Origin of the sequence: Erwinia sp. V71 (genome assembly GCF_965644245.1) — a bacterium.
Classification (GTDB): Bacteria; Pseudomonadota; Gammaproteobacteria; order Enterobacterales; family Enterobacteriaceae; genus Erwinia.
Genome location: NZ_CBFFRK010000334.1, coordinates 1 through 245, shown reverse-complemented (window position 1 = coordinate 245; position 245 = coordinate 1). Strand labels below are relative to the sequence as shown.

At 52.2% G+C, this 245-nt stretch carries 1 tRNA gene; it reads right to left on the bottom strand.

Going from position 1 to position 245, the window contains the following annotated elements:
• Positions 1-73 (bottom strand) — tRNA-Arg (locus tag ACSZO1_RS22850).
• Positions 74-245 lie beyond the last annotated feature (172 nt).

Sequence of the window (245 nt, the reverse complement as noted above, 5' to 3'; positions counted from 1 at the left end):
GCATCCGGGAGGATTCGAACCTCCGACCGCTCGGTTCGTAGCCGAGTACTCTATCCAGCTGAGCTACGGATGCATTGCAAATTCTTGTATAACACAGGGTGCCAACTACTCACCGTGATATCGACTGCTAACACGATATCGTTTACTACCAGTATTCTCTGAGAGTGAGAATGGTGCATCCGGGAGGATTCGAACCTCCGACCGCTCGGTTCGTAGCCGAGTACTCTATCCAGCTGAGCTACGGA